Source organism: Streptomyces sp. NBC_00885 (genome assembly GCF_045207475.1).
Lineage (GTDB): Bacteria > Actinomycetota > Actinomycetes > Streptomycetales > Streptomycetaceae > Streptomyces.
Genome location: NZ_CP108796.1, coordinates 5025989 through 5049491, shown reverse-complemented (window position 1 = coordinate 5049491; position 23503 = coordinate 5025989). Strand labels below are relative to the sequence as shown.

19 protein-coding genes are annotated in these 23503 nt (G+C 70.6%); 3 read left to right on the top strand and 16 right to left on the bottom strand.

The genetic code is table 11. The annotated features are described in order from the left end of the window. Positions 1–71: 71 nt before the first annotated feature. A complete protein-coding gene (gene ppc / locus OHA61_RS23065; RefSeq protein WP_406304638.1) occupies positions 72–2801 on the bottom strand; it encodes a phosphoenolpyruvate carboxylase in 2730 nt (909 codons plus the stop codon). Between the two features lie 224 nt (positions 2802–3025). Between ppc and OHA61_RS23060 the strand changes: the two genes are divergently transcribed. Continuing rightward, a complete protein-coding gene (locus tag OHA61_RS23060) occupies positions 3026–4006 on the top strand; it encodes an acyl-CoA desaturase (protein ID WP_406304637.1) in 981 nt (326 codons plus the stop codon). Further along, entirely contained in the window at positions 4003–4692 is a 690-nt protein-coding gene (locus OHA61_RS23055) for a TetR/AcrR family transcriptional regulator (protein WP_324973505.1), read from the top strand. The genes OHA61_RS23060 and OHA61_RS23055 overlap by 4 nt, the downstream gene beginning before the upstream one ends. A 91-nt stretch (positions 4693–4783) precedes the next feature. On the opposite strand, the gene OHA61_RS23050 is transcribed toward OHA61_RS23055, so the two are convergent. Next, positions 4784–5188 carry a VOC family protein gene (locus OHA61_RS23050; protein WP_406304636.1) on the bottom strand — a complete coding sequence of 135 codons (405 nt, stop codon included), beginning with the start codon at positions 5186–5188 and terminating at the stop codon, positions 4784–4786. Further along, positions 5188–6012 (bottom strand): trans-aconitate 2-methyltransferase, encoded by an 825-nt coding sequence (locus tag OHA61_RS23045; protein WP_406304635.1) that lies wholly within the window; start codon positions 6010–6012, stop codon positions 5188–5190. The genes OHA61_RS23050 and OHA61_RS23045 overlap by 1 nt, the downstream gene beginning before the upstream one ends. A gap of 132 nt (positions 6013–6144) precedes the next feature. Here OHA61_RS23045 and tamR point away from each other — a divergent pair, with 132 nt between their 5' ends. Further along, entirely contained in the window at positions 6145–6642 is a 498-nt protein-coding gene (gene tamR / locus OHA61_RS23040) for a MarR family transcriptional regulator TamR (protein WP_324973496.1), read from the top strand. On the opposite strand, the gene OHA61_RS23035 is transcribed toward tamR, so the two are convergent. The 13 genes from OHA61_RS23035 to OHA61_RS22975 form a co-directional block, all read right to left on the bottom strand. Continuing rightward, the gene (locus tag OHA61_RS23035) at positions 6601–7377 is read right to left on the bottom strand and encodes a response regulator transcription factor (protein ID WP_266478692.1); all 777 of its coding nucleotides are present in this window, start codon (positions 7375–7377) and stop codon (positions 6601–6603) included. The two genes, tamR and OHA61_RS23035, sit on opposite strands and share 42 nt — an antisense overlap. Before the next feature lie 369 nt (positions 7378–7746). Next, positions 7747–8853, bottom strand: coding sequence for a galactokinase (galK, locus tag OHA61_RS23030; RefSeq protein ID WP_406304634.1), 1107 nt, complete (start codon positions 8851–8853; stop codon positions 7747–7749). Further along, a complete protein-coding gene (gene galE / locus OHA61_RS23025) occupies positions 8850–9869 on the bottom strand; it encodes a UDP-glucose 4-epimerase GalE (RefSeq protein WP_406304633.1) in 1020 nt (339 codons plus the stop codon). The genes galK and galE overlap by 4 nt, the downstream gene beginning before the upstream one ends. Then, positions 9866–10909, bottom strand: a complete 1044-nt coding sequence (gene galT, locus OHA61_RS23020; RefSeq protein WP_406304632.1) for a galactose-1-phosphate uridylyltransferase — start codon at positions 10907–10909, stop codon at positions 9866–9868. The genes galE and galT overlap by 4 nt, the downstream gene beginning before the upstream one ends. A 216-nt stretch (positions 10910–11125) precedes the next feature. Further along, the gene (locus OHA61_RS23015) at positions 11126–11830 is read right to left on the bottom strand and encodes a LuxR C-terminal-related transcriptional regulator (RefSeq protein WP_406304631.1); all 705 of its coding nucleotides are present in this window, start codon (positions 11828–11830) and stop codon (positions 11126–11128) included. Between the two features lie 206 nt (positions 11831–12036). After that, positions 12037–13836 (bottom strand): PQQ-binding-like beta-propeller repeat protein, encoded by a 1800-nt coding sequence (locus OHA61_RS23010; protein ID WP_406304630.1) that lies wholly within the window; start codon positions 13834–13836, stop codon positions 12037–12039. 61 nt (positions 13837–13897) lie between these two features. After that, positions 13898–15649 (bottom strand): PQQ-binding-like beta-propeller repeat protein, encoded by a 1752-nt coding sequence (locus tag OHA61_RS23005; RefSeq protein WP_406304629.1) that lies wholly within the window; start codon positions 15647–15649, stop codon positions 13898–13900. Between the two features lie 457 nt (positions 15650–16106). Then, positions 16107–17912, bottom strand: a complete 1806-nt coding sequence (locus OHA61_RS23000; protein ID WP_406304628.1) for an ABC-F family ATP-binding cassette domain-containing protein — start codon at positions 17910–17912, stop codon at positions 16107–16109. 97 nt (positions 17913–18009) lie between these two features. After that, positions 18010–19329 carry an acyltransferase gene (locus OHA61_RS22995; RefSeq protein ID WP_406304627.1) on the bottom strand — a complete coding sequence of 440 codons (1320 nt, stop codon included), beginning with the start codon at positions 19327–19329 and terminating at the stop codon, positions 18010–18012. 68 nt (positions 19330–19397) lie between these two features. After that, the gene (locus OHA61_RS22990; protein ID WP_406304626.1) at positions 19398–20297 is read right to left on the bottom strand and encodes a 4-(cytidine 5'-diphospho)-2-C-methyl-D-erythritol kinase; all 900 of its coding nucleotides are present in this window, start codon (positions 20295–20297) and stop codon (positions 19398–19400) included. Further along, the gene (gene rsmA / locus OHA61_RS22985; protein ID WP_266475691.1) at positions 20294–21154 is read right to left on the bottom strand and encodes a 16S rRNA (adenine(1518)-N(6)/adenine(1519)-N(6))-dimethyltransferase RsmA; all 861 of its coding nucleotides are present in this window, start codon (positions 21152–21154) and stop codon (positions 20294–20296) included. Before rsmA ends, OHA61_RS22990 begins: the two co-directional genes overlap by 4 nt. Further along, positions 21151–22473: a ubiquitin-like domain-containing protein gene (locus tag OHA61_RS22980; RefSeq protein ID WP_406304625.1), complete on the bottom strand. Its 1323-nt coding sequence runs from the start codon at positions 22471–22473 to the stop codon at positions 21151–21153. The genes rsmA and OHA61_RS22980 overlap by 4 nt, the downstream gene beginning before the upstream one ends. A gap of 128 nt (positions 22474–22601) precedes the next feature. Continuing rightward, complete coding sequence (locus tag OHA61_RS22975) at positions 22602–23471, bottom strand: TatD family hydrolase (protein WP_406304624.1); 870 nt, start codon at positions 23469–23471, stop codon at positions 22602–22604. Between the last annotated feature and the right edge of the window lie 32 nt (positions 23472–23503).

The window sequence follows — 23503 nt, the reverse complement described above, 5'->3', positions numbered from 1 at the left end:
CCTCCCCGTGCGGGGAGGGGCCGATTCTCGTGCCGTGAGCCGTGCCGTGAGCGGTGCTGTGAGCCGTGCCGTCAGCCGGTGTTGCGCAGGCCCGCCGCCACACCGTTGACCGTCAGCAGCAGCGCACGCGCCAGCAGCGGGTCCGGCTCCTCGCCCTTCTCCGCCGCCTGGCGCTGGCGCGCCAGCAGTGAGACCTGGAGGTAGGAGATCGGGTCCAGATAGGCGTCCCGGATGGCGAAGGTCTGCTGCAGCGCCGGGTTGGAGTCGAGCAGCCGCTCACCGCCCGAGATCCGCAGTACCTCACGCACCGTCAGCTCGTGCTCCGCCTCGATCGCGCCGAAGACATGCTGCAGGTGCTCGGGGACGAGCGTGTCGACGTAGTGGCGGGCGATCCGCAGGTCCGTCTTGGCCAGCGTCATCTCGACGTTCGCGATGAAGTTCCGGAAGAAGTGCCACTGTTCGCGCATCTCGTCCAGGACCGTGTCAAGGCCCGCCTCGCGCAGCGCCTTGAGGCCCGAGCCGACGCCGAACCAGCCGGGCACGATCTGCCGCGACTGTGTCCAGCCGAAGACCCAGGGGATGGCCCGCAGACCGTCGAGCCCGGCCCCGCTGTCCGGGCGGCGTGAGGGGCGCGAGCCGAGGTGGAGGTCCGCGAGCTGGTCCACGGGGGTTGCCGCGAAGAAGTACGCGGGCAGATCCGGGTCCTCGACCAGCTTCCGGTAGGCGTCGTGCGCGGCGTCCGAGACGGTGTCCATCGCCGCGTCCCAGCGCGCCAGTGCCTCGTCGGACTGGCGCGGCGAGGTGTGCAGCGCCGAGGCCTGCAGCGTCGCCGCGACCGTCAGCTCCAGGTTCTCCCTGGCCAGCGACGGGATCAGGTACTTGTCGGAGATGACCTCGCCCTGCTCGGTCACCTTGATCTCGCCCTCGAGCGTGCCCCACGGCTGCGCGAGGATCGCGTCGTGCGAGGGGCCGCCGCCGCGGCCGACGGTGCCGCCGCGGCCGTGGAAGAGCCGCAGCCGTACGCCGTGGCGGTGCGCGACGTCGCGCAGCCTGCGCTGCGCACGGTGGATCTCCCACTGCGAGGTGGTGATGCCGCCGAACTTCGACGAGTCGGAGTACCCGAGCATGACTTCCTGGACGTCTCCGCGCAGGGACACCAGACGCCGGTAGGAGGGGTCCGCCAGCATGCCGTCGAGGATGACGTCGGCGGCCTTCAGCTCGTCCGTCGTCTCCAGGAGCGGCACGATGCCGATCTTCGCCCAGCCCGCGTGCAGATCGATCAGTCCGGCCTCGCGCGCCAGGACGGCCGCCGCGAAGACGTCGTCCGCGCCCTGGCACATCGAGATGATGTACGACTCGATGACCTCGGGCCCGAAGCGCTCGAAGGCTTCCTTGACGGTGTGGAAGACCCCCAGGGTCTTGTCTCCCGCCGCGTCCAGCGGCGCGGGTGTGGGCGCCAGCGGCCGCCGCGAGCGCAGTTCCTTGGCGAGCAGCTTCTGCCGGTAGTCGCGCGGCATGTCGGCGTAGCGCCAGGATTCCTCGCCGAGGCGGTCGAAGAGCTGCCCGAGCGCGTGGTGGTGGGCGTCCGCGTGTTCACGTACGTCCATGGTCGCCAGCTGCAGTCCGAAGGCCGCGAGCGTGCGGATCGTGCGGTCCAGGCGGCCGTCGGCGAAGAGTCCGCCGCGGTGGGCGCGCAGCGAGGTCTGAATCAGGGTGAGATCGTGCAGCAGCTCGGCCGTGCCGAGGTAGTCGCGGCCCTCGGCGTGGGGTGTGCCCTTGGCGAGGCGCTCGCGGGTGTTGACGAGCTTCTGCCGGATGCAGGTGGCCTTGAGGCGGTACGGCTCCTCGGCGTTGAGGCGCTTGTAGCGGGGGCTGATCTCCGGCAGCAGCTCCAGGTCCCGCTGGAGCGAGCCCAGCAGTTCTTCGGTCGCGCCGGTGTAGCGGATGGAGTTGGAGAGCAGTGCGCGCAGGCCGTCGATGGCGTCGAGCGCGTCGGTGATGCCGTGCTCGTGCTGGAGGATCAGCACCTCCCAGGTCACCGCGGGGGTGACATTGGGGTTGCCGTCGCGGTCGCCGCCGATCCAGGTGCCGAAGGTCAGCGGCCGGGTGCCCGGGGGCAGTTCGACGCCGACCCGCTCCAGCTCGGCGGCGAGGTCCTCCAGGACGTCGCCGACGGCACCGGCGTGCAGCTCGTCCAGGTAGTAGATCGCGTTGCGCGCCTCGTCGGCCGGCTCGGGCCGTACCACCCGCAGCTCGTCGGTCTGCCAGATGAGATCGATGCTCTCGGCGAGCCGCAGATCGTGCCGGCGCCGGTCGGCGGGGCTGACGGGGGTCTCCAGCAGTTCGGCGATCCGGCGCAGCTTGTTCAGTACGGAGCGCCGGGCGGCCTCGGTCGGGTGGGCGGTGAACACGGGCCGGACGTTCAGGTTTCTGACCGTCTCGCGCAGATGCTCGGGGTCGGCGTCCTTGAGCCGGTCCGCGGTGCGGGACAGCAGTCCGCCCTCGGCCGCGCGCCGCTCGCGCATCTCGTGGCCGCGGTGCACCTGCTCGGTGACATTGGCCAGGTGGAAGTACGTGGAGAAGGCCCGCACCAGCTTCGCTGCGGTCTCCAGGTCGGTGTCGCCCAGCAGCTCGGCGGCGGCCTCGCCGTCGCTGCGCGTCAGGGCCCGGACCCGCTCGACGAGCTCCAGGAGCTCGGGGCCCTCCTGGCGGACGAGGGTCTCGCCCAGGAGGTCGCCCAGTCGGCGGATGTCGGCGCGCAGCTCGGCACTGGCGGTGGGGGTCTGGTCGGCACTGCTCACAGGTGCGGCTCCTTGCAGTGTTTGAGCACGTCTGGAGGGGTCTGGAGGCTGCGGACCGCGCTGTCCGACGACACCCAGGATAGGTGGCCTTTTCTTTGCCGTTCGCCGCCGTTCTCCACAGGTCTCTTGCCGCGAGGCTGGGCACTGCCATACTTACGTTGCCGTAGGTTACGCATCCGTAACGCGGTATCTGTTGTGATCTCTCACCCCACAGGGGAACCCCCATGACGACAAGCCCCGATCTGCTGAACGACGCCCCCGAGACCCCGTCGGCCGACCTCCCGTATGCCACGCTCAGCGGGGACAGCAAGCGGTCGATCGAGCAGATCGCCCTGCTGCTCTTCATCACGGTGCCCTTCGTCGCCCTGCTCGCGGCCGTGCCGCTGGCCTGGGGATGGGGGGTGAGCTGGCTGGATCTTGGCCTGCTCGTGGCCATGTACTACATCGGCTGCCACGGCATCACGATCGGTTTCCACCGCTATTTCACCCACGGCTCCTTCAAGGCGAAGCGCCCGCTGCGGATCGCGCTCGCGGTCATGGGCTCGCTGGCCGTCGAGGGCCCGTTGGTGCGCTGGGTGGCCGACCACCGCAAGCACCACAAGTTCTCCGACGCCGAGGGCGACCCGCACTCGCCCTGGCGTTTCGGCGAGAGTGTCCCCGCGCTGATGAAGGGCCTGTGGTGGGCGCACATCGCCTGGATGTTCGACGAGGAGCGCACGCCGCAGCACAAGTACGCACCGGACCTGATCAAGGACCCGGCGCTGGTCCGGATCTCCCGTGACTTCATCTACTGGACGATCCTCTCGCTCGCGATCCCGCCACTGGTCGGCGGCCTGGTGACGATGTCGTGGTGGGGCGCCTTCACCGCCTTCTTCTGGGGCTCGCTCGTGCGGGTCGCGCTGCTGCACCACGTCACCTGGTCGATCAATTCGATCTGCCACGCGGTCGGCAAGCGCCCCTTCAAGTCCCGCGACCGTTCGGGCAATGTCTGGTGGCTGGCGGTGCTGTCCTGCGGCGAGTCCTGGCACAACCTCCACCACGCCGAGCCGACGAGCGCGCGCCACGGCGTGCTGCGCGGCCAGGTCGACTCCAGTGCCCGGCTGATCCGCTGGTTCGAAAAGCTGGGCTGGGCGTACGACGTGCGCTGGCCGAGCGCGTCCCGTATCGAAGCCCGGCGCCAGGGCGAGGCAGCCGACCCGGCATGATTGAGGACGTGGCGATCGACGGCAGTAGCAGCGGTACGGACAAGAAGCGGCCCTCCGGAAGCCGGCGGGCCCGTCGTGTCCGGATGACCGGGGCGGAGCGCCGGGAGCAGCTGCTGGACATCGGCCGCACCCTGTTCGCCGAGAAGGGCTTCGAGGGCACGTCGGTCGAGGAGATCGCCGCGAAGGCGGGTGTCTCCAAGCCGGTGGTGTACGAGCACTTCGGCGGCAAGGAGGGGCTGTACGCCGTCGTGGTCGACCGCGAGATGCGCCAGTTGCTCGACATGGTGACCGGCGCGCTGACCGCGGGGCACCCGCGGGAGCTGCTCGAACAGGCGGCGTTCGCGCTGCTCGACTACATCGAGATGTACACGGACGGTTTCCGCATCCTCGTCCGTGACTCGCCCGTCGCCCAGTCGACGGGCACGTTCGCCTCGCTGATCAGTGATATCGCGACCCAGGTCGAGGACATCCTCGGCCTGGAGTTCAAGGCCCGGGGCTTCGATCCGAAGCTGGCTCCGCTGTACGCCCAGGCGCTGGTCGGCATGGTCGCGCTGACGGGCCAGTGGTGGGTGGACGCCCGCCGCCCCAAGAAGGCCGAGGTCGCGGCGCATCTGGTGAATCTGGCGTGGCACGGCCTGGACGGTCTGGAGCAGAAGCCGCGGCTGATCGGGCACCGCAAGAGCTGACCGGGCTCGCGGTGTATCCGATGTTCCCGGATCCCGTTCGCGCAGCGCCCCGTCACGCCGGATCGCCGGTGGGCGGGGCGCTCCCGCGTGCTCAGAGGGCCCCCGTCCCCGTCGGCTCCAGGAACTCCAGCCGGTTGCCGACCGGGTCCTCGGAGTAGAAGCGACGGTGGCCGGGGCGGCTGTCGTCCCAGATCACCTTCGCGCCGTGCTCCTGAAGCCGCGCGGCATACGCCTCGATCCGGGTGACCCGCAGGCCCGGGTGCGCCTTCTTCGCCGGCCGGAAGTCAGTCTCGATGCCCAGATGGAGCTGGACGGCTCCTTCCCCCACAGCCTTCGGCGTGGGAGGTGCCCCCAGGAACCAGACGCCGCCGCGGGCGGCGAGGACCGGGGGCTTGGGGATCTCCGTCATGCCGAGCACATCGGTGTAGTACGCGCGCAGGGCGTCCTCCGCCCCTGCGGGCGCGGCGAGTTGGACATGGTCAACAGCGGCCAGCATCACGACCCCTTTCGTGCGACGGCGAAAACGCGGCGGAACGGGAACACCGTGCCGTGCGGGCCCGGCGGGTAGGCCTTGCGGAGCAGGTCGCGGTACTGGCCGAGGAATTCGTGCTCCGCGTCGGGATCGTCCGCGAGTTCGGTCAGGACCGGGCGCAGGGCCGTGCCCTTGACCCAGTCGAGCACCGGGTCCTCACCGGTGAGGAGTTGGAGATAGGTGGTTTCCCAGGTGTCGCTCTCGCAGCCGAGATTCACCAGGCGGCCGAGGTAGTCGGCCGGTTCCAGGATGTGCACGTAGTGGCGGCCGTGGTCGCCCAGGCGCTCGCGCCACTGCGGGGTGCCGCAGAGTTCGGCGAGCAGGGCGTGGCTGGGGGAGGTGAAGTTGCCGGGTACCTGGAAGGCGAGGGTGCCGCCGGGGTTGAGGCCGTCGACCCAGAGGGGAAAGGACTCGGGATGGTTGGGCACCCATTGCAGTGCGGCGTTGGAGACGATCAGGTCGTACGGTGCCTCGGGGGTCCAGTGCGCGGCGTCGGCGAGCCTGAAGTCGAGCCAGCCGCCGCCGGCCGTGGTGCCCGCGTGTTCCTTCTCCGCGATCGCGAGCATCTCGGGAGAGAGGTCGAAGCCGGTGATGTGGGCCTGGGGCCAGCGGTCGGCGAGCAGTGCGGTGACATTGCCGGGGCCGCAGCCGATGTCCGCGATACGGGCGGGCCTGCCGTGGTCCGGCAGCTGCGGTATTCGGTTGAGCAGGTCCAGGAACGGCCGGGTCCGGTGCCCTGCATGGCGCAGGTACTGATGTGGATCCCAGGTTGGTTGGCCGGAATGCATGTTCGAGCCCCCTTGAGTGGAACGGTGTGCCGAAGCGGAACGAGGTTCCGGCCCGACCATGCCCAAGGTTGAGCCCTAGTATATCTTGATGTCAAGAGACTTCACGTCGACAGACCCTCTACACTGATCGACATGGAGGACGAGGTCGATCGACTGGTCGCAGCATGGCGCCGTGAGCGCCCCGACCTCGACGTGGAACCGCTCGAGGTGCTCAGCCGCGTCTCCCGGCTCGCCCGCCATCTCGACCGGGCCCGCAGGCTCGCCTTCTCCGAGCACAATCTGGAGCCGTGGGAGTTCGACGTGCTCACCTCGCTGCGGCGCGCGGGGGCTCCGTATCAGCTCTCGCCCGGCCAGCTGCTGACCCAGACCCTGGTCACCTCCGGCACGATGACCAATCGTATCGACCGGCTCGCCAAGAAGGACCTGGTGGAGCGACTGCCCGACCCCAGTGACCGGCGGGGGGTGCTGGTGCGCCTCACCCCCGAGGGGCGGGACCGCGCGGACCAGGCTCTGGCCGGGCTGCTCGCGCAGGAGCGCGCGATCCTCTCCGAACTGTCGCGGGCGCAGCGGGCCGAACTGGCCGCCTTGCTACGCCAGTTGACCGCCCCGTTCGACAACGTCCCCGGCTAGGTCGACCGGACCGACGCCTGCGCGGCGCGCGAGAGCGACCGCGGCGAGGGTGGAATGGACGCCGAGCTTCCCCAAAACGTTCTGCATATGCGTGCGGACGGTGTGCGGAGACAGAAACAGGCGCTCGGCGACGGCCTTGCGCCCCAGGCCCGCGACCATACAGCGCAGTACCTCACGCTCGCGCGGGGTCAGCGACTCCACGAGCCGTTCGCTCTCGGTGCGGTGCTTGCGGGCCGCGGTCAACTCCCTTAGTACGCCCGTGAGCAGGGCGGGCGGCAGATGCGTCTCGTCCCGCAGCACGCCCCGTATCACCGCGAGCAGCCGCTGCAACGAGCAGTCCTTGGCGACCCAGCCGGAGGCACCGGCCTGGAGCGCGAGGGCGGCGCGGCGCGGGTCGTCCTTCTCGGCGAGCACGACGGTACGGACCGCTGGCTGGCCGGAACGCACCCCGGCGACCAGGGAGATTCCGTCGACGAGGCTCTCCTCGCCGTTGTCCGGCACGGCGCGGGCGACCACGGCGCGGGCGCCGGGCACCGGCTGGGTGCCGAGGTCGGCGTCGACGAGCATGACATCGAATCTGCGCCCCTCGACGGCCGCACGCTCCAGACACCGCAGCGCGGCCGGACCGCTGCCGGCCGCGGCGACGTCGACGTCGGGCTCGGCGGCGAGCGCGGCAGCGAGCGACTCGGCGAAGATGCGGTGGTCGTCCACCACCAGGACCCGGATACGAACCACAGACACCCCCAGTGTCGGAGGACGGACCGGCGCGGGTACGGCGCCCGGAGAAATGGGGTACTGCAGCGGTCGCTCGGCCGCCGCCGTGCTGTGACTGATACCCCGCCCCGGGCGTCGTACCCGACTGTCTCGCCCCCTGATCAACACCGGCCCCCACCGGTGCTGAGCATCAGCGTACGGCTGGGTGGCCGGAGCGGAAGGCTATTTGCAGAACTGATTGGCCAGGCTGTTCAGGGTGTGCCTCCTGTTTCGTATTGAGACAGAAGTCGACAAAGATCGGCGCAGACGGGGTCGTTCCCCCGCCCCTTCCCGGCTGTGACACATACGGCAGAGCCGCACATCCGGCCCGTCCGGCGCGGCACGTCCCGCTCAGGACACGCGCGTCGCGCCCGCGGACGGGATCGCCGTGAAGATCCGCGGCTCCGTGCGGCCCTGCGCCGCGAAGGACTTCAGGAGCGACGTGCGCACGGTCGCCGCCATCGACGTCTCCGTGAGGACGATCGCCGACCCCCCGAAGCCGCCCCCCGTCATCCGCGCGCCCAGCGCGCCCGACGCGAGGGCCGTGTCGACCACCAGGTCCAGCTCCGGGCAGGAGACGCGGAAGTCGTCCCGCAGCGAGGCATGGCCCTCGGTCAGGACAGGGCCGATCGCGCGGACATCGCCGGACTCCAGGAGCGCGATCACCCGCTCGACCCGGTGGTTCTCCGTCACGATGTGCCGCACCAGCGGGCGTACTTCGGGGTCCTCCAGCCGGGCCAGTGCCGCCTCCAGACCGGTGTACGGGACGTCCCGCAGCGCGGGGACGCCGAGCGCCGCCGCGGCCGATTCGCAGCCCGCGCGGCGATTGCCGTACTCGCCCTCGCTGTGGGCGTGCTTCACGCGGGTGTCGACCACCAGGAGTTCGAGGCCGAGCGCCGCCAGGTCGAGGGGGATCTGGCGCTGGGAGAGGTCCCGGGTGTCCAGGTGCAGGGCGTGGCCCGCGGTGCAGCAGGCCGAGGCCGTCTGGTCCATGATTCCGGTGGGCGCGCCGACGTAGACGTTCTCGGCGCGCCGGCACAGCCGGGCCATGCGCCGCCGCTCCAGGCCCAGTTCGTACAGGTCGTTCAGGGCCAGCGCCGTGACGACCTCGAGCGCCGCCGACGAGGACAGGCCCGCGCCGGTCGGGACCGTCGACTCGTAGTGGATGTCCGCACCGCCCACCGCGTGGCCCGCGTCCCGCAGCGCCCAGACCACGCCCGCCGGGTAGTCGGTCCAGCCGCCGGGGCCGCGCCCGGGCTCCAGGTCGTCGACGCGCAGTTCCACCGCCCCGCCCCCGACGTCCGCCGAGTGCAGCCGCAGCACCCCGTCGTCGCGTCGCGAAAGAGTCGCGACGGTGGTGTGGGGCAGCGCGAAAGGCATCACGAAACCGTCGTTGTAATCGGTGTGTTCACCGATCAGATTCACCCGTCCTGGCGCCGCCCACACACCGTCGCTCATGCCCCGTTGTTCCTCCCTTGGGCGAAGTCCCAGGCGTCCGACACGATTCCCGCCAGATCCGAACGGCTCGGCTGCCAGCCCAGGCGTTCCTGCGCGGTGGCCGCGGAGGCGACGAGCACCGCCGGGTCGCCGCCGCGGCGTGCCGCAACGACCTCCGGGACGGGGTGCCCGGTGACCTTCCGTACGGTCTCGATGACCTCGCGGACCGAGAAGCCGTTGCCGTTGCCGAGGTTGCAGATCAGGTGCTCGCCGGGCTTCGCCGCGTCCAGCGCGAGCAGATGGGCGTCGGCGAGGTCCGCGACATGGATGTAGTCGCGTACGCACGTGCCGTCCGGCGTCGGGTAGTCGTCCCCGAAGACGGAGATCGACTGCCGCTTTCCGAGCGCGACCTGCAGCACGAGCGGGATGAGGTGCGACTCGGGGTCGTGGCGCTCGCCGACCATGACATGTGAAGGCGTGCCGTACGCGCCTGCCACGTTGAAGTACCTCAGCGACACCGCCGCGAGGCCGTGCGCCACCGCCTCCCCCGTGATCATGTGGTCGACGGCCAGCTTGGACGCGCCGTACGGGCTGGTGGGGGCCGTCGGGTCGGTCTCCGTGATGGGCGTGGAGACGGGTTCGCCGTACGTCGCCGCGGTGGAGGAGAAGACCAGCTTGCGCACTCCCGCGGACCGCATGGCCGCGAGCAGTTCCATCGTCCCGCCGACGTTGTTCGCCCAGTACTTCTCGGGCTTGATCACGGACTCGCCGACCTGCGAGCAGGCCGCGAAGTGCAGCACCGCGTCGTACGAAGAGTTCAGCCACCTGGCCGCATCGCGGATGTCGCCCTCGACGAAGTCCGCGCCCGCGGGGACGCCCTCGCGGAAGCCGGTCGAGAGGTTGTCGAGGACGGTGACCTCGTGCCCGGCCTCCAGCAGGTGCTGCGCCACCACGCTGCCGACATATCCCGCACCGCCTGTGACCAGGTATTTCGGGGGTCCGGGGGTCGCCCCCCGGGTGGATACAGTCTTGCTCACTCGCTCGCTACCTCTCGCAGTCGCTCGGCCGCGGTCTCCGGCGGCACATCGTTGATGAACACGCTCATACCGGACTCGGAACCCGCGAGGAACTTCAGCTTGCCGGAAGTGCGGCGGATGGTGAAAAGCTCGAGATGCAGCCCGAAGTCACTCCGGTTGACGTCACGGAAGGGCGCCTGGTGCCAGGCCGCGATGTACGGCGTCGGCGGCTCGGCATCCCCGAAGATCCGGTCGAAGCGCCTCAACAGTTCCAGATAGACCTGTGGGAACTCTGTGCGCGCCGCCTCGTCCAGCGCCCGCAGGTCCGGGACCCGCCGGCGCGGGTAGAGATGCACCTCGTAGGGCCAGTGCGCCGCGTACGGCACGAAGGCGACCCAGTGCCCGCCCTCCAGCACCACCCGTACGCCGTGCGCGCGCTCCCGCTCCACGACCTCGTCGAAGAGATTGCGCCCGGTTCTGGCCCGGTGCTCGGCGGCAGAGTGCAGCATGAGCGCGGTCCGGGGCGTCACAAAGGGGTACGCGTAGATCTGCCCGTGCGGATGCCCCAGCGTGACGCCGATCTCCGCGCCCCGGTTCTCGAAGCAGAAGACCTGCTCCACCTGCGGGAGTTCGGCCAGGTCGGCGGTGCGGTCGGTCCAGGCGTCGAGGACGAGGGCGGCCTGCGCTTCGCTGAGGTCGGCGAAGGAGGCGTCATGGTCGGAGGTGAAGCAGACGACCTCGCAGCGGCCCGAGTCGCCGGCCAGGGACGGAAAGCGGTTCTCGAAGACGGCGACGTCGTAGTCGGCGGCGGGGATCTCGCTGAGGCGGCCGTCCCGGGACGGACAGAGGGGGCATTCGTCGGCCGGCGGGTGGTAGGTGCGGGCCTGGCGGTGCGAGGCGATGGCGACACAGTCGCCGAGCAGCGGGTCGTGGCGGATCTCGGAGGTGGTGGAGATGGGATCGAGCGGCCGCCGGTCGACGGCATCGCGTACGGCGTCGTCGCGGGAGTCGTAGTAGAGCAGCTCACGACCGTCGGCGAGCCGGGTCGACGTCTTCTTCACCTGGGCTCCCTCAGCCTCCCAACACACAGAAACGAACATAACAAATCACAAGCCAACAGGCCACGTCAATGGGTGGTGCAGGCAGCAGAGAGCGCTTGCACGCAGGTATGTGCATACGTTTCGGATGACAGCTCAGCTACGTGTTGGCCCGGGGCAGCCGCACGGAAAGCGGGGGAACGTCACCGGGCGCGGCTGCGCCAGCCGTAGCAGGCAGGGTCAGCTGAGATCCACGCCCGGTCCGGGCAACGGCGGCGAGACGATCGACGCCCGGTCGAGGAGCCCGGTGCGGGCGGCCAGGGCCGCCGCCTCCAGGCGGGAGCCGACCCCCAGCTTCATCAGTACCCGCTGTACATGCGTACGGGCCGTGCTCGGCGCGATCCCCATGCCCGCCGCGATCAGCCGGGTGTCCTCGCCCTCCGTGACCCGCACCAGCACCTCGACCTCGCGCGGGGTGAGCAGCTGGAGCAGCCGCTGCCCCTCGTCGTCCGGCTGGGCGGCCGGGTTGAGCAGTTCGGCGAACGCGCCCTGCAGCAGCTGCGGAGCCACCACCGCCTCGCCCGCCCGCGCCTTGACCATGGCGCGTTCGACACCCTCGATGCGCTCGTCGTGGCGTACATAACCGGAGGCGCCGGCCGCGAAGGCCGCGGCGATCCCGCGCGGGCTGGGCACTGGGCCGAGCACCACAACGGCCACCTGCGGGCGTTCCCGCTTGATCTTGACGATGGGGTCGAAGGCGCCCGGTTCCGCGGGCGTCGCTGTGCCCAGCAGGCACACCTCCGGCGCCCTGCTGACCACCAGGTCGGCCGCGCCGGCCGCGGGGGCCGCCGCCGCGAGCACCCGGTGCCCGCGCAGCTTCAGGGCCGAGGCGAGCGCCTCGGCGAGCAGTCGGTGATCATCGAGCACCATGAGCCGCACGCCCATCGAGCAACCCCCATCCCCGCGAGCTGGCCCCCCGGCCCTCTGACCCGGCAAGCTACACGCTTGTTCGAGATCGCGCGCCCCTAACTCGGCAGAAGCCCCACAGAGTGCCGAATTCTTCGCCAAACAGGGCTACTTATGACCGAGGCCCGGCACATCGGTGATCCAATGTGCCGGGCCGGGGGCCGAATCGCGCCGCCTGTGGGGTGTCAGTCCGCCGTGCTGAAGGCGACCGTCAGGTACTTCTTCCCGAACGAGGACGAAGTCCGCTTGCTCATCAGGGTGGCTCCGATATACAGCCGCCCGTTCGTATACCGGTACTCGGCGCCGTCGGTGGAATAGCTGGTCTCCGCCTCCCGTACCGCCTTGTCGGCCGGATTGTCCATCAGCACCGTCTGCTTGAAGGTGGCACCGTCGATGCTGACGATCTGGCCGCCCTTGTCGTAGGGGGGCCACTTGTACGCGATGACGTTGCCGCCGTCCATCCGGATCGGGAACATCGTGAACCGGTCGCCCGCGTCCGCGCGGTCGCTGGTGGGCTTTCCGGTGGCGAGGTCGTAGGAGACGATCTCGTTGGTCTGGCCGTACTCCCCGGTGCCCTCGTGCTCGGCCGTCGGCAGATACAGCCTGCCGTTGCCGACGAGGACCTTCTGGCAGGTCTCCACCTCGGTGGAGCCGCACCTGGCCGTGAACTTGTCGCCCGTCGCCGAGATCTTGCTGCGCAGGGCGCCCTTGTCGTCGATCGAGAAGAAGTCCGAGATGCCGCGCGAGCCGGTGTCGCCGACATCGGCGGCGACGACCAGCGGCTTGGTCGAGACGATGCTCGCGTATTCGACGCCGGGCGGCAGCTTGTAGGAGAAGGCGGGGGTGCCGTTGTCCGGGTTCAGGCTCTGGATGACGACCTGCGGGCTGTCGTACGTACCGCACTTGCGGACGGCGACGAGCGCCGGGCCGCCGCCGTAGCCCATGTCGTAGCAGCCCTCGGCGTCGGTCTTGGGCTTCCAGCGGACGGCGCCGCTGTTGAGGTCGAAGGCCGCGCCGCCGTCGGTGCCGCCCGCGGCGACCGTGGTGCCGCTCTGGGTGACCTCGCTGAACTTGATCTTGCCGTCACCGCTGGAGGTGCCGGTGACGGACTTGCTCCACAGCAGCTTGCCGGTGCCCAGGTCGACGACGCCGACCTCGGTGCAGGACTGGTAGTTCTTCGGGGGCTTCCGCTTGGCGGCCTCGAAGACGATCGCGGCCTTGTTGTCCTCGGAGAGGTGGCGGGAAGCCGCGCAGATCTGGCCGGGGAGCGGAAGGGTCCACACCGGGCTGCCCTTGGCCGCGTCGTAAGCGACAAGGGAGTTGACGCCCGGCTTGACGTAGGCCTTGTCGGTGACCCAGGAGCCCTTGACGCTGGTGATGTCGGTAATCGCGGGCTCCGGCAGCTGGAAGGCCACCTTGGAGTGGATGTTCGCGGGTGCCTTCTCCTTGCCGGGGCCGTCGGCGGCCTTGCCGCCACCGCTGCCGCCGCCGTCGGAGCCGCTGGTTGAGCCGCCGGCGCTGTTCTTGGCCTCGTCCTTCTTGCCCTCACCCCCGTCGTCCTTGGAGGCGAACCAGATACCGCCGGCGACGATCAGCACGACGGCGACGGACGCCGCGATGATGATCTGCATCTGGGTGCTCAGCTTCTTGCCGCCGCTGCCGCCGCCCGGCTGGGGCGGCATGTACTGCGGCTGCATGGGCTGCGTCGGGTACCCGTAGCCGGGCTGGCCCTGGGGCTGGGGCTGGGGCTGGCCCTGCGGATATCCGTAGCCCGGCACCTGCCCCGGCGCCTGCGGGTAGGCGTAACCGGGCTGCCCCTGCGGCGGCTGGGCGGGCGGCGGGGTCTGCGGATAGCCGTACGAAGGATCCTGCGGGGGCGGCGTCGGCGCTCCGAAGCCTCCCGGGACAGGGTCCTGGGGCGCGCCGAAGCCACCCTGTGGTGGCTGGCCCGGTGGCTGGTTGGGCGGCGGGGGCGGCTGCGTCATGGCGTACTACCTCGGAAGGATGCTGGAGAGGGGACGTGGGTCAAAAGGGCTCAGGACGCGGTCACTTGCCGAAGGCGATCATGGTCTTCGTCTCCTTCTCCTCCGCGTCGTTACTGGCGCTGACGCGGCCGCTGGCGAGGAAGAACCGGCCGTCCGCGTACGCCATCTTCGAGGAGAAGAAGGAGCTCTCGATCTCGGCGGTCGATGCCGGGTGCTGCAGCAGCACCTTCGGCGCGCCACCCGTCGGCGCGATCGTGGCGACCGCGCCGCCCGCGTCGTACGACGCGTCCATGTAGACGAGGACGCTTCCGTTCTCCATGCGCAGCGGCGTCATCTTGTGCTTGCCGCCGGCGGGCGAACGCCACTTCTCCTTGCCGGTGTCGAGGCTGAACGCGACGACGTCGTTGGCGGTGCCGTAGGCGGTCTCCGTCGCCATGTAGAAGGTGGAGGCATCGGCGGCCACGCCGGTGCAGCCCTCCAGGTTGTGACCGAAGACCACGAACGCCCCGCCGCAGCGCGGCGCGAACTTGTCCTTGCCGCCCTGGATCTGCGAGCGCGGCCTGCCGTTGTCGGTCAGCGCGACGATCGACCACTTCTTCGGCTCACGCTGGGTCAGCGAGATGACGACCGGGCTGGCCGAGTAGACCTTGTCGATCTCCCAGCCTTCGGGTGCGTTGTACGTCCACTTGGCCTTGCCGGTTGCCGGATCGACCTCCGACAGCTGCTGTTTGGGCTTGTTGTAGTCCGAGGTGGGGCAGGCCGCGACGGCGAGCAGCTTGGGGCCGCCCGCGAAAGCCTCGGGCTTGCAGCCCTCGCTCGGGCCCTTGAAGATCTGCTTTCCGTCGGTCATCGAGAAGCCGTACGAGTTGCCGCTGCCGCCCGCGGCGAGGGTGTTGCCGCTGATCGACAGGGTGAAGTCGGAGAGGGAGAAGAGGCCGGTGTTCTTCGGAATCGACTTCTTCCAGCCTGCCTTGCCCGTCTTCAGGTCGATCATCTGCAGATCGAGGCACTTGGCCTTCTCGGTGAGGCCGTTCTTGACGCCCACGACGATCTTGCCGTCGGTGGTGGTCTGCACGGCTGCGGAGCACACCTCGGCGCTGAGCGGGACGCTCCACTTCTTCTTGCCGTCGGTCACCGAGTAGCCGACGACCTCCTTGTACATGGCCTTGGCGACGGTGTCGCCGGCCACCCAGGGGCCGAAGACCTCGGCGCCGTTGCGCGGCAGGTCGACATCGTTCTTCGACAGGAAGAGAACCTTCGCCTCGCCCGGCTTGCGCCCGGCGTTGAGGTCGTCGTTGCCACCGCGGCCGTCGCCGCTGCCGTCGCCCTGGTCGACGGACTCCGAGCCGGTGGGCTTGGGGTCGTCGCTCTTGCTGACGTTCTTCCCGTCCTTCTTGTCGTCACCACCGCTGAGGGCGAGGTAGGTTCCGCCGCCGATCACCAGCAGACCGGCCACGGCCGCGCCGATGATGACGCCGGGCTTGCCCTTGAAGAAGCCGCCGCCGCTGCCGGGGGGAGTGGGCGCTCCCGGGTACTGCGGCTGCGTGGGGTAGCCGCCGTAGGGACCGGGCTGCTGGTTGTACGGTCCGGGCTGCTGGTTGTACGGACCCGGCTGGCCGGGAGCCTGGGGCGGGTAGCCGTAACCGGGATGGGCGGGCTGCTGCGGATAGCCGTAACCGGGCGCGCCGGGCGGCGCCCCCTGCGGCGGGGCGGGCGGCATCTGCGGCGGCTGCGCTGGCGGCTGAGGAGCGCCGAAACCTCCCTGCGGGGGCTGGTTCGGCGGCTGCGGGGGCTGGTTCGGCGGCTGTGTCATGGGGTGATTACCTCTGGAAATGGGGAGATGGGAGAAGGAGTCGGGACGTCCGAGTGCCTCGCTGCACGGTCACTTGCCGAAGGCCGTCGCCGCCGTACGGTCCGGGCGGCTGGGCGGGCGGCGGAAAAAACCCCTGCTGCGAACCCTGAGAAACGCCGAACACACCCCGCGGCGGCTGCTGTTGGCCGGGCGGCTGAGTCATCGGCACCTCCCCCTGGTGCGGCCCGCTGTCCGAGCCGGTCTCCCCCGCTGATCCGCCGAGCCTTCGCTCCGGAAGGGAGCGATTCGGACACGGCTCCCGCTGTTTCACGTCAGTCGAGCGGGGCTTCTTTCTATCACCCGGGGACCCGCGAACGAGGGGCCGGTCTCCCCTGTTCCCAAGGGAGAACCGGCCCGTGATGGGGTTGTTACGTGCTCTCCACGGCTTCTCTACGCCGCGGCCGTCACGCCGGGTTGGCTACGCCTCCTCGGCCAGCTCGAGCCAGCGCATCTCCAACTCGTCCCGCTCGCCGATCAGTTCACGCAACTCCGTGTCCAGCTTCGCCACCTTCTCGAAGTCCGTGGCGTTATCGGCGATTTGGGCGTGCAGGTTGGTCTCCCGGTCGGAGATCTTGTTCAGCTGCCGCTCGATCTTCTGCAGTTCCTTCTTCGCCGCCCGCACGTCCGCCGCCGACTTCTCGGTCGTCGGGGCGGAGGGCGCCGCGGCCACCGCCGGAGCCGCGGTCTCGATCATCCGCTGCCTGCGCTCCAGGTACTCGTCGATGCCGCGCGGCAGCATCCGCAGGGCCGCGTCGCCCAGCAGCGCGTACGTCTTGTCCGTCGTCCGCTCGATGAAGAAGCGGTCGTGGGAGATGACGACCATCGAGCCCGGCCAGCCGTCGAGCAGGTCCTCCAGCTGGGTCAGCGTCTCGATGTCGAGGTCGTTGGTGGGCTCGTCGAGGAAGAGGACGTTCGGCTCGTCCATCAGCAGGCGCAGGATCTGGAGCCGGCGGCGCTCACCGCCGGACAGATCGCCGACCGGAGTCCACTGCTTCTCCTTGGTGAAGCCGAACTGCTCGCACAGCTGACCCGCTGTCATCTCCCGGCCCTTGCCGAGGTCGACCCGGTCGCGCACCCGCTGCACGGCCTCCAGCACCCGCAGGTTCGGGTCGAGCTCGGCGACCTCCTGCGAGAGATACGCCAGCTTCACGGTCCTGCCGACGGTGATCTTCCCGGCCGCGGGCTGCTGCTCGCCCTGTGTACGCGCGGCCTCGGTGAGCGCGCGCAGCAGCGAGGTCTTGCCCGCGCCGTTCACGCCGACCAGGCCGAGTCGGTCGCCGGGGCCGAGCTGCCAGGTCAGATGCTTCAGCAGCACCTTCGGTCCGGCGGTGACGGTCACGTCCTCCAGGTCGAAGACGGTCTTGCCGAGGCGGGCGTTGGCGAACTTCATGAGCTCGCTGGTGTCCCGCGGCGGCGGCACATCGGCGATCAGTTCGTTGGCGGCCTCGATGCGGTAGCGCGGCTTGGACGTACGGGCGGGGGCGCCGCGCCGCAGCCAGGCCAGCTCCTTGCGCATCAGGTTCTGCCGCTTGGCCTCTTCGGTGGCCGCGATGCGCTCGCGCTCGGCGCGCGCGAAGACGTAGTCGCTGTAGCCGCCCTCGTACTCGAAGACCGAGCCGCGCTGGACGTCCCACATCCGGGTGCAGACCTGGTCGAGGAACCAGCGGTCGTGGGTGACGCAGACGAGCGCCGAGCGGCGGGCCTGCAGATGCTTCGCCAGCCAGGCGATGCCTTCCACGTCGAGGTGGTTGGTGGGCTCGTCGAGAACGATCAGGTCCTGGTCGGCGATGAGCAGCTTGGCGAGCGCGATCCGGCGGCGCTCACCGCCGGAGAGCGGGCCGATGACGGTGTCCAGGCCCTGCTCGAAGCCCGGCAGATGCAGATCGCCGAACAGCCCGGTGATGATGTCGCGGATCCGTGCGTTGCCGGCCCACTCGTGGTCGGCCATGTCGCCGATGACCTCGTGCCGGACGGTCGCCTCGGGATCGAGGGAATCGTGCTGCGTGAGCACGCCGAGCCGCAGACCGCCGCTCTGCGTGACCCGCCCGGTGTCGGGTTCCTCCAGCTTGGCGAGCATGCGGATGAGGGTCGTCTTGCCGTCGCCGTTACGGCCGACGACACCGATGCGGTCCCCTTCGGAGACGCCGAGGGAGACTCCGTCGAGCAGGGCACGGGTTCCGTACACCTTGCTGACTGCCTCGACATTGACCAAGTTAACGGCCATTTCACTCCTGTACCGGGGGATGGGTCGACGTCCCAGCCTAGTCGCCGCGGGGGTGCGCCGACGTGCCGAGGTCTGTCGGGAGCGGGGGCACGCAGAATCACACCGCGGCGTCCACCCGGCGCCGGCCCGCGCGCTCGACGAGCAGCCAGCCGACGAGGGCCGTGGCGACGGCGGCAGGCGCGGTGACGCGTACGGCGACGAGCATCGCGGTCCTGCCCTCCAGCAGCCCGCCGAAGCCGACCATCGACAGGCCGAGGACGCCGAAGAGGCAGAGCGTGATGCCGAGCGCGGCGACAGGTCCGCCGGAGCCTGAGCCGGGCCTCGCGGATGCGGGGCGTTCGAAGGAGCGGAAGGCGGCGACGAGGACTGCCGTGAGGACGAGTGCGGCCACGATGCGCAGCGGCACCTGCGTCCACCAGGCCGCGGAGGCGGGCGCGGGCAGCGTGACGTCGAGGGCGAGCAGCGCGCCGTACACCCCGAGCATGGCCGTGAGGTGCCACAGGAACGCGGTCATCGCGATCCCGTTGGCGGTGACGACGCCGCGCCAGATCCGCGGGCGGGCGACCAGCCGTGCGCCGGGCGTACGCAGCAGCTCCACCGCGCCGACGAGCCACAGCCCGTGGCACAGGAGCGCGAGGGTGGGCGGGGCCATGTTGGAGACCTTCTCGCCGGGCATCCCGACCATGGACAGCGGGTACGGCCCGACCGCGACGAGCGCGGCGGCCCCGGTCAGCCCGGCCGCGGCGAGAGCCGCAGGCATCCGTATGCGGCCGTCGGCGCGGAGGAAGCCGAGCTGGTGGACGGCGAGCCAGACGAAGGCGAAGTTCAGGAACTCCACGAAGGGCACGTGCCCGGCGAACCGCGCCACGTCGACGGCGACCGCGCCCGCGACGAGGGCGCCGAAGGCCCCCCATCCGTAGCGCTCGTGCAGCTTCAGCAGCGGCGGGGTGAAGGCGACCATGGCGAGATAGATCCCGATGAACCACAGGGGCTGCGCGACGAGCCGCAGGGCCACCCCGGTCAACCCGCCGTCACCGCCGAGCAGTTGCAGCAGCAGGGCGGCCGTGCCCCAGACGAGGATGAACACGATCGTGGGCCTCAGGAGCCTCTGCAGGCGGGCCCGCAGAAAGACGGAGTAGACGGATCCGTCGGGCTGCTTGCGGCGCAGGGAGCGGTAGGAGAGCGCGTGCGAGAAGCCGCCGACGAAGAAGAACACCGGCATGACCTGCAGCACCCAGGTCAGGATCTGCAGCCCGGGCACGACGGCGAGGAGATTGCCGACCTCGTCCCCGGTGACGACGGCCATCAGCCAGTGCCCGAGCACGACCGTCCCGAGCGAGGCGACCCGCAACAGGTCCACATACCGGTCCCGCGCCGAGGGTGTGGCGGCGGCGAGCTCACGAACGCTTGATCCCATGGGGGTACGGTGCCGCGGGAGTAGGGGGCGACGTGAGGGCTCACGTACTCAGACGGGATCTGAGTACCTCAGGCCCCGACCACCCTCGCGCCGGCCGTCGGCGACGACGCCACCCTCGCCTCGCGGCACGTCCCCGACGCGAGCAGCGCCGCCGCCACCGACCCCGCCGACTCCTCGTCCTTCGTCAGGAACGCCGTCGTCGGGCCCGAGCCGGACACCAGTGCCGCCAGTGCGCCCGCCGATGTGCCCGTCTGCAGCGTGTCCGCCAGGGACGGCCGCAGGGAGAGTGCCGCGGGCTGCAGGTCGTTGGCGAGGGCGCCCGCCAGGGACGGCGCGTCGCCCGTGCGCAGAGCGTCGAGCAGGGCCGGGGACGCCGCCGGGGCCGGGACCGCGAGGCCCTCGGTCAGGCGGTCGAACTCGCCGTAGACCGCCGGTGTCGACAGGCCGCCGTCCGCGACCGCGAACACCCAGTGGAACTCTCCCCCGACCTCCAGCTCGGTCAGCCGCTCGCCGCGGCCCGTGCCCAGTGCCGCCCCGCCCACCAGGCTGAAGGGGACGTCGCTGCCCAACTCGGCGCAGATGGAGAGCAGTTCGGCGCGGGTGGAGCGAAGGCCCCACAGGGTGTCGCAGGCCAGCAGGGCCGCCGCGCCGTCCGCGCTGCCGCCCGCCATGCCTCCCGCGACCGGGATGTCCTTCGCGATGTGGATGTGGACGTCGGGGGACAGTCCGTGCCGCGCGGCGAGCAGTTCGGCCGCCCGCGCCGCCAGGTTCGTACGGTCCAGGGGGACCTGGCCCGCGTCGGGACCCGCGCAGGTGATCGTCAGGGACGACGCCGGGCTCACCGTCACCTCGTCGTACAGCGAGACGGCGAGGAAGACATTGGCGAGGTCGTGGAATCCGTCGGGCCGCGCGCTCCCCACCGCCAGCTGGACGTTGACCTTGGCAGGGACTCGTACCGTGACGCTCACGCCTTCGCCTCCGCGATCCGTGCGAACTCCTCGACCGTCAGGGACTCGCCCCGGGCCTGCGGGGAGACACCGGCGGCCACCAGGGCCTTCTCCGCCGCCGCGGGCGATCCGGCCCAGCCCGCGAGCGCCGCGCGCAGCGTCTTGCGCCGCTGTGCGAAGGCCGCGTCGACCACCGCGAAGACCTCCGCCTTGGTGGCGGTGGTGTCCACCGGCTCGGAGCGGCGCACCAGGGACACCAGGCCGCTGTCCACGTTCGGCGCCGGCCAGAAGACGTTCCGGCCGATCGACCCCGCCCGCTTCACCTGCGCGTACCAGTTCGCCTTCACCGAGGGGACGCCGTAGACCTTGTTGCCGGGCGATGCCGCGAGCCGGTCCGCGACCTCCGCCTGGACCATCACCAGCGTCCGCTCGATCGTCGGGAAGCGGTCCAGCATGTGCAGGAGGACGGGCACGGCGACGTTGTACGGGAGGTTGGCGACCAGCGCCGTCGGCTCGAGCCCCGGCAGCTCGTCGACGAGCATCGCGTCGGAGTGGACGAGCGAGAAGCGCGTCGCGCGCTCCGGCATACGGGCCAGGATCGTCGAGGGCAGCGCGCCCGCGAGCACATCGTCGATCTCGACGGCGACGACCCGGTCCGCCGCCTCCAGCAGCGCGAGGGTCAGCGACCCGAGCCCCGGGCCGACCTCGACGACCACGTCGTCCTCGCGCACCTCGGCGGTGCGGACGATCCTGCGGACCGTATTGGCGTCGATGACGAAGTTCTGGCCGCGCTGCTTGGTGGGGCGTACGCCCAGCGCTGCGGCCAGTTCACGGATGTCGGCGGGGCCGAGGAGTGCGTCGGGCTCAGTGGTGCTCACCGATACAGCCTACGGCCGCAGTGCGGCCACGGACTCGCCCCCCGTTGCACGAAGAGCTTCTTCGCCCGGTAGGTCTGTTCCGCCGCGGACGCGTCCTGCGGCCGCCCGGTGCCGCCGAGCGCGTGCCAGGTCTCGATGTCGAACTGGTACAGCCCGCCGTAGTTCCCCGACGGATCGACCGCTGCGGCCCGCCCGCCCGACTCGCAGAGCGCGAGCGAGCCCCAGTCCAGGCCGTCCGCGCCCCGCACGGAGCTGGGCAGCGGCCTGGTGCCCACCATCACCAGCTGGGTGACCGGCTCCCGTACGACCTCCTCGGCGACCTTCCTCGGCCTCTGCCGCACCCCGTTGACCGTGCGCAGCGCGTAGGTGACGCGCCGGGCGCCCGGGCTGCCCTGCTGCACGACGACCTCCGTGCCCGTGAACAGCGAGGAGTCCCAGGTCTTCTCGGTGTCGTACGCGATCGGCTCCTCGCGCACCTCCCGGGTGGAGGTGATCCGCATGACGGTGACGGTCTGGCCGTCGCGCGGGAAGCTTCCGGGCGGCACGGAGGTGGTGTCCAGGCCGTGCAGCGCGATCCCGGCCTCGCCCAGTGCCTCGCGCACGGTCGCCGCGTTCGTACGGATGGTCCGCTCGCGCCCGTCGGCCATGAAGGTCACGGTCCGCTCGGTCCGTACGTCCAGGACGAGGCCGGTGCGGGAGATCACCTGGGAGCGGGACGCGGACAGATACGCGCCCTCGGCCCGCACCCCGAGCTGGCGCAGCGCGCCGTCGACGGTGCGGGCGGTGGTCCACACGCGGCGGGGCTGCCCGTCCAGGGTGAGCATGACGGGCCGGCCGTAGCGGACGACGATGTCGTCGCCGCTGGCGAGAGCCGAGCCGGGGGCGGGGGCGACGATGTCGTGCGCGCCCACCTGGACCCCCTCGTCCTCCAGGAGTTCATCCACGTCGTCGGCGAAGGTGTGCATGGTGCGCGGCACGCCGTCGACGGTGAGCCGCACGGCCTTGTCGTTGGCGACGAAGGCGGAGGTGCCGCCCGCCAGGAAGGCGACGACGAGGGCCTGCGGGACTAGGCGGCGCAGGGTGTCGGGCTTGTCTTCCGCCCTGCGGCGGCGTGCGGCCCGCCGGGCCTCGGCGCGTCCGCCCGCTCCCTCGGCGCCCGGGGCGGGGCTCTGACGCGGCAGTGTCGGGGACGGCGGCGCCGGAAGCGAGACGTAGGTCGGCGTGTAGCCCTCCGCGTAGGTGTCGATGTCGCTCTCGTACGACGAGAGAGCGTGGCGGGCGCCACGCGCGGCACGATGACTGCCCTGCGAATTGTTCACGACGCTCCGTAAGGTCCGGTCCGGTCCGCCCGATGGCGTTGCGGGCCGGGACGATAGCGGAGTCCGGTCACTCTCCCAAGCGATTCGACTACGCAGTGTCGCGACGCTACCCTGCGCGTCGTTATCCCTCAGTAATCAAAGGCGCGGGCCGTGTTGGCCGCGATCGCCGCGGCCAGCGTGTCCTCGTCGAGCCCCCTGACGGCCGCCATCGCACGCAGCGTGACCGGAATGAGATACGGCGCGTTAGGCCGTCCGCGGTACGGCGCGGGCGTGAGGAAGGGCGCGTCCGTCTCGACGAGCACGAGTTCGAGCGGGGCGACGGCGAGCGCGTCACGCAGCGGCTGGGCGTTCTTGAAGGTCACATTGCCCGCGAAGGACATGAAATAGCCTGCGGCCGCGCACAGTTCGGCCATTTCCGCGTCACCGGAATAGCAGTGGAAAACGGTCCGCTCGGGGGCGCCCTCCTCGGCGAGGATCCGTAGCACATCGGCGTGCGCGTCGCGATCGTGGATGACGAGGGCTTTGCCGTGCCGCTTCGCGATCTCGATATGAGCCCGGAACGAGCGCTCCTGGGCGGCGATTCCGTCGGCTCCCGTACGGAAGTAGTCCAGGCCGGTCTCACCGACGGCCTTCACCTCGTCCAGGGAGGCGAGCCGGTCGATCTCGGCGAGTGCGTCGTCGAGGGCGCTGTCGCCGCCGCCCTCGCGGGCGCCCTGGCGGGACCAGCCATCGGGGTCCCCGAGCACGATCCGCGGGGCCTCGTTGGGGTGCAGCGCGACCGCGGCATGCACGCTGTCGTGCGTCGCGGCGGTCTGAGCCGCCCAGCGCGAGCCCTTAATGTCGCAGCCCACCTGCACGACGGTGCTCACACCGACTGCCGCGGCCCTGGCCAGGGCCTCTTCGACCGTGCCCTCCTGCATGTCCAGGTGGGTGTGCGAATCGGCGACCGGAATCCCGAGAGGTTCGGGCAGCGGCGGCGGGCTTGACTTCGAACTCATGGGCGCGATCCTACGAGGCTCGCGCCCGGGAC

Excerpts from the sequence above, each read along its gene's own strand:
- OHA61_RS23015 (WP_406304631.1), bottom strand. The coding sequence starts at position 11,830 with ATGGGCGTGCGGCTCATGGTGCTCGATGATCACCGACTGCTCGCCGAG.
- OHA61_RS22975 (WP_406304624.1), bottom strand. The coding sequence starts at position 23,471 with ATGAGTTCGAAGTCAAGCCCGCCGCCGCTGCCCGAACCTCTCGGGATT.
- OHA61_RS22995 (WP_406304627.1), bottom strand. The coding sequence starts at position 19,329 with ATGGGATCAAGCGTTCGTGAGCTCGCCGCCGCCACACCCTCGGCGCGG.
- tamR (WP_324973496.1), top strand. The coding sequence starts at position 6,145 with ATGGAGGACGAGGTCGATCGACTGGTCGCAGCATGGCGCCGTGAGCGC.
- galK (WP_406304634.1), bottom strand. The coding sequence starts at position 8,853 with ATGAGCGACGGTGTGTGGGCGGCGCCAGGACGGGTGAATCTGATCGGT.
- OHA61_RS23045 (WP_406304635.1), bottom strand. The coding sequence starts at position 6,012 with ATGCATTCCGGCCAACCAACCTGGGATCCACATCAGTACCTGCGCCAT.
- OHA61_RS23000 (WP_406304628.1), bottom strand. The coding sequence starts at position 17,912 with ATGGCCGTTAACTTGGTCAATGTCGAGGCAGTCAGCAAGGTGTACGGA.
- OHA61_RS23055 (WP_324973505.1), top strand. The coding sequence starts at position 4,003 with ATGATTGAGGACGTGGCGATCGACGGCAGTAGCAGCGGTACGGACAAG.
- OHA61_RS23060 (WP_406304637.1), top strand. The coding sequence starts at position 3,026 with ATGACGACAAGCCCCGATCTGCTGAACGACGCCCCCGAGACCCCGTCG.
- OHA61_RS23050 (WP_406304636.1), bottom strand. The coding sequence starts at position 5,188 with ATGCTGGCCGCTGTTGACCATGTCCAACTCGCCGCGCCCGCAGGGGCG.
- OHA61_RS23005 (WP_406304629.1), bottom strand. The coding sequence starts at position 15,649 with ATGACACAGCCGCCGAACCAGCCCCCGCAGCCGCCGAACCAGCCCCCG.
- OHA61_RS23010 (WP_406304630.1), bottom strand. The coding sequence starts at position 13,836 with ATGACGCAGCCGCCCCCGCCGCCCAACCAGCCACCGGGCCAGCCACCA.